This window comes from Tessaracoccus antarcticus, from assembly GCF_003688855.1.
Taxonomy (GTDB): Bacteria; Actinomycetota; Actinomycetes; order Propionibacteriales; family Propionibacteriaceae; genus Arachnia; species Arachnia antarctica.
Genome location: NZ_REFW01000009.1, coordinates 1 through 5,522 on the forward strand (window position 1 = coordinate 1; position 5,522 = coordinate 5,522).

Annotated in this window: 3 rRNA genes; all 3 read left to right on the forward strand. The window is 54.4% G+C overall.

Annotated elements, in window-relative coordinates:
- Nucleotides 1-275 precede the first annotated feature (275 nt).
- The 3 genes from EAX62_RS16445 to rrf all read left to right on the forward strand — a co-directional run bounded on the left by EAX62_RS16445 (nucleotide 276) and on the right by rrf (nucleotide 5,482).
- Nucleotides 276-1,798 (forward strand): 16S ribosomal RNA (locus EAX62_RS16445).
- Between the two features lie 342 nt (nucleotides 1,799-2,140).
- A 23S ribosomal RNA gene (locus tag EAX62_RS16450) occupies nucleotides 2,141-5,249 on the forward strand.
- Between the two features lie 116 nt (nucleotides 5,250-5,365).
- Nucleotides 5,366-5,482: ribosomal RNA gene (gene rrf / locus EAX62_RS16455) — 5S ribosomal RNA — on the forward strand.
- The 16S, 23S and 5S rRNA genes sit together here, the layout of an rRNA operon.
- Nucleotides 5,483-5,522 lie beyond the last annotated feature (40 nt).

Consider the following 5,522-nt stretch of genomic DNA (forward strand, 5'->3'; position numbering starts at 1 on the left):
ACCGAGTTGCCCCGAATGCAACAGGAACTTGTTCCTGGGAGTGAGGGATGCACCCGAAACTTGAGAACTCAACAGCGTGCTTAAAGTCAATGCCAAAAATGCACTATTGCAGCTGACATTCGTGTTGGTTGTGGTGCGAAACCCGTCTGCCTTCCCTTTGGGGTTGGTAGCGGATTCCTTTGATTAAATGATAGATCCAGCAATGGAGTCTGTCAGGTACATCAAATTTAATGTTGAAGGTAAAACAAGCCCTTCGGGGTTTGGCCTGAAATTTTTCAACGGAGAGTTTGATCCTGGCTCAGGACGAACGCTGGCGGCGTGCTTAACACATGCAAGTCGAACGGTAAGGCCCCTTCGGGGGTACACGAGTGGCGAACGGGTGAGTAACACGTGAGTAACCTACCCTTGACTCTGGGATAACAGTTGGAAACAGCTGCTAATACCGGATATTCAACCTCTGAGGCATCTTCGGGGTTGGAAAGTTCTGGCGGTCAAGGATGGACTCGCGGCCTATCAGCTTGTTGGTGAGGTAATGGCTCACCAAGGCTTCGACGGGTAGCCGGCCTGAGAGGGCGACCGGCCACATTGGGACTGAGATACGGCCCAAACTCCTACGGGAGGCAGCAGTGGGGAATATTGCACAATGGGCGAAAGCCTGATGCAGCAACGCCGCGTGCGGGATGACGGCCTTCGGGTTGTAAACCGCTTTCACCCATGACGAAGCTTTTTGTGACGGTAGTGGGAGAAGAAGCACCGGCTAACTACGTGCCAGCAGCCGCGGTGATACGTAGGGTGCGAGCGTTGTCCGGATTTATTGGGCGTAAAGAGCTTGTAGGCGGTTTGTCACGTCGGGAGTGAAAACTCAGGGCTTAACCCTGAGCCTGCTTCCGATACGGGCAGACTTGAGGAAGGTAGGGGAGAATGGAATTCCTGGTGGAGCGGTGGAATGCGCAGATATCAGGAGGAACACCAGTGGCGAAGGCGGTTCTCTGGACCTTTCCTGACGCTGAGAAGCGAAAGCGTGGGGAGCAAACAGGCTTAGATACCCTGGTAGTCCACGCCGTAAACGGTGGGTACTAGGTGTGGGGGACATTCCACGTTCTCCGTGCCGCAGCTAACGCATTAAGTACCCCGCCTGGGGAGTACGGCCGCAAGGCTAAAACTCAAAGGAATTGACGGGGCCCCGCACAAGCGGCGGAGCATGCGGATTAATTCGATGCAACGCGAAGAACCTTACCTGGGTTTGACATATGCCGGAAACATCCAGAGATGGATGCCCCTTTATGGTCGGTTTACAGGTGGTGCATGGCTGTCGTCAGCTCGTGTCGTGAGATGTTGGGTTAAGTCCCGCAACGAGCGCAACCCTCGTCCAATGTTGCCAGCGGGTAATGCCGGGGACTCATTGGAGACCGCCGGGGTCAACTCGGAGGAAGGTGGGGATGACGTCAAGTCATCATGCCCCTTATGTCCAGGGCTTCACGCATGCTACAATGGCCGGTACAAAGGGCTGCAAACCTGCAAGGGTGAGCGAATCCCAAAAAGCCGGTCTCAGTTCGGATTGGGGTCTGCAACTCGACCCCATGAAGTCGGAGTCGCTAGTAATCGCAGATCAGCAACGCTGCGGTGAATACGTTCCCGGGGCTTGTACACACCGCCCGTCAAGTCATGAAAGTCGGTAACACCCGAAGCCGGTGGCCTAACCCCTTGTGGGAGGGAGCCGTCGAAGGTGGGACCGGTAATTAGGACTAAGTCGTAACAAGGTAGCCGTACCGGAAGGTGCGGCTGGATCACCTCCTTTCTAAGGAGCCTTTGGCAGCCTGCTTTTGTGGGTTGTCCAATTTTGTCTGGTATCGGTGCGTTCGTCGCCGGCCAGGCAGGCACCGGAATGTGGAACATTGACTGTGAAGCCTCATCTGTTCATTGGATGCAAGTACAACTCTCACTTTGGTGGGGGAGTGGAACGCGGATGGTGGGTGGGTGTGGCCCGAGCACGCTGTTGGGTCCTGAAGGGTCGGTTGCTTTATTGCGACGCCTTCTAGCGGACCACTGATTCTGTTGCCTCTTTGTGGGGTTTCGGGGTTGTGGGCTCGCCCGTATTTTGAGAACTTCACAGTGGACGCGAGCATCTTTGTAGAAATTTTAACAAGCTACTAAGTGCGATCGGTGGATGCCTTGGCACCAAGAGCCGAAGAAGGACGTTGTAACCTGCGATAAGCCTAGGGGAGCTGGTAAACGAGCTTTGATCCTGGGATCTCCGAATAGGGAAACCTCGAAATACCGGAGTCATGTCCGGCGACCTCTGCCTGAATATATAGGGCAGTTGGAGGGAACGTGGGGAAGTGAAACATCTCAGTACCCACAGGAAGAGAAAACAATAGTGATTCCGTAAGTAGTGGCGAGCGAACGCGGAAGAGGCCAAACCTGCATTGTGTGATAGCTGACAGGCGTTGCAATGTGGGTGTTGTGGGGCCGTTTGGACCAGGCTGTCATCTGGTCAAGGAGTAAGAAATGATCAATGAAGTTGAAGTGTTCTGGAAAGACACAGCGAAGAAGGTAAAACTCCTGTACACGTAAGTTGATCACTCCTGAGCGTAACCCCAAGTAGCACGGAACCCCTGAAATTCCGTGTGAATCTGGCGGGACCATCCGCTAAGCCTAAATACTCCTTGGTGACCGATAGCGGACAAGTACCGTGAGGGAATGGTGAAAAGTACCCCGGGAGGGGAGTGAAATAGTACCTGAAACCGATCGCATACAATCCGTCGGAGCCTTATGCCACTTTCGGGTGGTGGGGGTGACGGCGTGCCTTTTGAAGAATGAGCCTGCGAGTTAGTGGTACGTGGCGAGGTTAACCCGTGTGGGGAAGCCGTAGCGAAAGCAAGTCCTAATAGGGCGATTCAGTCGCGTGCTCTAGACCCGAAGCGGAGTGATCTATCCATGGCCAGGTTGAAGCGACGGTAAGACGTCGTGGAGGACCGAACTCACTTGGGTTGAAAACCGAGGAGATGAGCTGTGGATAGGGGTGAAAGGCCAATCAAACTCCGTGATAGCTGGTTCTCCCCGAAATGCATTTAGGTGCAGCGTCGCGTGTTTCTTACCGGAGGTAGAGCACTGGATGGTCTAGGGGGCCCAAAAGCTTACCGAAATCAGCCAAACTCCGAATGCCGGTAAGTGAGAGCGCGGCAGTGAGACTGTGGGGGATAAGCTTCATAGTCGAGAGGGAAACAGCCCAGATCATCAGCTAAGGCCCCTAAGCGATAACTAAGTGGAAAAGGATGTGGAGTTGCGCAGACAACCAGGAGGTTGGCTTGGAAGCAGCCACCCTTGAAAGAGTGCGTAATAGCTCACTGGTCAAGTGATTCTGCGCCGACAATTTAGCGGGGCTCAAGTTATCCGCCGAAGCTATGGCATTCGTACATATGATCGTGAGGTCGTACGGATGGGTAGGGGAGCGTCGTGTGCGCGTTGAAGCGGCGGGGTGACCCAGCCGTGGAGAGCACACGAGTGAGAATGCAGGCATGAGTAGCGAAAGACGGGTGAGAAACCCGTCCGCCGAATATCCAAGGGTTCCAGGGTCAAGCTAATCTGCCCTGGGTAAGTCGGGACCTAAGGCGAGGCCGACAGGCGTAGTCGATGGACAACGGGTTGATATTCCCGTACTGGCGAAACAACGACCGTGCTGAACTGAGTGATGCTAAACACGCAAGGCTTGTGGATGTCTTCGGACTGAGACAGGCTGAGTCTGTGACCCGAACTCGTAGTAGGCAAGCTGCGGAGGGACGCAGGAAGGTAGCTCATCCCGGGCGTTGGTTGTCCCGGGCTAAGTGCGTAGGGCGAGACGTAGGCAAATCCGCGTCTCATATAGCCTGAGACATGATGGGTCTGACACTTTGGTGTTGGATTGAGTGATCCTATGCTGCCTAGAAAAGCTTCGTGAGCGAGTTGTTAGCCACCCGTACCCCAAACCGACACAGGTGGATAGGTAGAGAATACCAAGGCGATCGAGATAATCGTGGTGAAGGAACTCGGCAAAATGCCCCCGTAACTTCGGGATAAGGGGGACCGGATGCGTGAGCACACTTGCTGTGCAAAGCGTTGAAGGTCGCAGAGACCAGTCCCAAGCGACTGTTTACTAAAAACACAGGTCCGTGCTAAGTCGAAAGACGATGTATACGGACTGACTCCTGCCCGGTGCTGGAAGGTTAAGGGGAAGTGTTAGCTTCGGCGAAGCGCTGAACTTAAGCCCCAGTAAACGGCGGTGGTAACTATAACCATCCTAAGGTAGCGAAATTCCTTGTCGGGTAAGTTCCGACCTGCACGAATGGAGTAACGACTTGGGAGCTGTCTCCACCACGAACTCGGCGAAATTGCATTACGAGTAAAGATGCTCGTTACGCGCAGCAGGACGGAAAGACCCCGGGACCTTTACTATAGTTTGGTATTGGTGATCGGTGTGACTTGTGTAGGATAGGTGGGAGACTTTGAAGCCCGGACGCCAGTTCGGGTGGAGTCATCGTTGAAATACCACTCTGGTCACTCTGGTTATCTAACCTAGGTCCATTATCTGGATCAGGGACAGTGCCTGATGGGTAGTTTGACTGGGGCGGTCGCCTCCCAAAGAGTAACGGAGGCGCCCAAAGGTTCCCTCAGCCTGGTTGGTAATCAGGTTTCGAGTGTAAGTGCACAAGGGAGCTTGACTGCGAGAGGGACATCTCGAGCAGGGACGAAAGTCGGGACTAGTGATCTTCTGGTGGCACATGGAAGCGCCAGGACTCAACGGATAAAAGGTACCCCGGGGATAACAGGCTGATCTTGCCCGAGCGTCCATAGCGACGGCATGGTTTGGCACCTCGATGTCGGCTCGTCGCATCCTGGGGCTGTAGTCGGTCCCAAGGGTTGGGCTGTTCGCCCATTAAAGCGGCACGCGAGCTGGGTTTAGAACGTCGTGAGACAGTTCGGTCCCTATCCGCTGCGCGCGTAGGAGTCTTGAGAAGAGCTGTCCTTAGTACGAGAGGACCGGGACGGACTAACCTCTGGTGTGCCAGTTGTCCTGCCAAGGGCACGGCTGGTTGGCTACGTTGGGAAGTGATAACCGCTGAAAGCATCTAAGCGGGAAGCACACTTCAAGATGAGGGCTCCCACAGAATAATCTGGTAAGGCCCCCTGTAGACCACAGGGCGATAGGTCGGATGTGGAAGTACTGAAAGGTATGGAGCTGACCGATACTAATAGGCCGAGGGCTTGTTTATTACTACAAAGATGCTACGCGTCCACTGTGAGGTTCTCGAGATACGGTCGGGAACCGCAAACACAACACAATAATGGTTGTGCTTTTGCCGGATTACCGACACTGTTTCCATAGTGTTTCGGTGGCCATGGCGAGAGGGAAACACCCGGTCCCATCCCGAACCCGGAAGTTAAGCCTCTCAGCGCCGATGGTACTGCAGCGGGGACGCTGTGGGAGACTAGGACGCCGCCGGACTTACAAAATACCCCCTGGTAACCCCAGGGGGTATTTTTTT